A 1267-nucleotide genomic window follows, 5' to 3' on the forward strand; every position below is an offset into this window, starting at 1 on the left:
GCTCATCCGCTTTTTTTACCCAGCTTTCAAAGTGCGGCCGGGCTTGCTCCAGCGATACCTTGGCCTTTGCCAGCGGGAAACGACTGCCGTTTTCGGCGACCCAACCCGAACTCGGCCCTCGACCGGGTGACACCGTGCTGTCGGGGTAGTCGTCCGCGTTGAAATGCTTGCTGGCTGTGCGTATCCAGATATCGGGTTTGTTGCCGTAGACCTTCTTGAGGAAAGCCCCTTGGTAACGCCGCCCGGCCACTGAGACCCCACTGCCGCTTTGCCGCGCCCGGCCGATTCGGCTGGATTCAATGGCATTCAAACCGAACCACAACTTGCCGCTCGCAGCACCACCGGAAACCGGATAGCTGCGCAACCGCTGACGCACGGCCGCAACAGCGATGCGCTCGGACCGACTGACCGCTCGGGCGATGTGCGTGCGCAACCAACCCAACGTCTTGTTGATCGCGCGCCGATGCGCCGCCGCAGCCGCTTTCGGCACCACCTTGGCAAAGTCCTGGAACGCCTGAAAGTCTGCGGCCGAGGACTGGATGGAGATCATCCCGCCCCCGGCCGAGGGTTTGAAATAGCTGCCGACACTCATGGGCGCAACCTCAGAATGAGGGCGACCAGGCCGTCGCCGCTCGGTTCGAGCTGAATCAGGTCGTAGTCACCGCCGCCGTCCAAGGCGGGCAAATCAACGCTGACCAGCATGCCCTGCTGTAGACCTTGCGAATCGCTGACACGGATCTCGAAGCGCGGCTCGCGCAACCCGGTGTTGAGCTTGCCGAACTTGGGTTGCAGCCAGGGTGCGGCGAACATGCCGAACACTGGCTCTTCGCGACCGTCAATCCGTGCGGTATCGCCCAGCGTTTCGAACACCACCGCATCGACCTCGGCGATCAGGTCGCGAAAGCCCACGGTCAGAGTTCCAGAAGGACCTGCGCACGCGGTCGGGTGCACAGGTGCAGCGGGTTGGACTGCGCTTCACCGGCCATGCCTTTGTTGAAGGGCAGCGGCTCGATCATGCTGTAGTACGGAATGCCCTGTGTGTTGACCGTTTCCATGTAGTCAGCTGGCGCGAACACCGAGATGTACAGATCCGGCACGCCTTCCGGAACCAGAAGCGCCTTGTCGTCATGCACGAAGGAAACGCCAGCGACCTTGCCACGGTAACGCTCCCAAATAATGCCGCCGAACTCGAAACTTTCCCGGGCATCACCGCGCAGCGCGGCCGCTTGCTGACTGTTGAGGTAGGTTTCTTTTACCGAAGGGTGGA

General features: G+C 61.9%; 3 protein-coding genes. All 3 read right to left on the reverse strand.

The features are described from left to right. Window positions 1-592, reverse strand: a 592-nt coding sequence (locus D6877_RS14375) for a hypothetical protein (protein WP_130911226.1), incomplete at its 3' end; no start/stop codon positions are given. Next, on the reverse strand, window positions 589-909 hold the full coding sequence (locus D6877_RS14380; protein ID WP_130911227.1) for a hypothetical protein: 321 nt from the start codon (window positions 907-909) through the stop codon (window positions 589-591). The genes D6877_RS14380 and D6877_RS14375, both read right to left, overlap by 4 nt. Window positions 910-911: 2 nt before the next feature. Next, window positions 912-1267, reverse strand: a 356-nt coding sequence (locus D6877_RS14385; RefSeq protein ID WP_178083687.1) for a major capsid protein, incomplete at its 5' end; no start/stop codon positions are given.

The organism is Pseudomonas sp. Sample_9 (genome assembly GCF_004307535.1).
Classification (GTDB): Bacteria; Pseudomonadota; Gammaproteobacteria; order Pseudomonadales; family Pseudomonadaceae; genus Aquipseudomonas; species Aquipseudomonas mercuritolerans.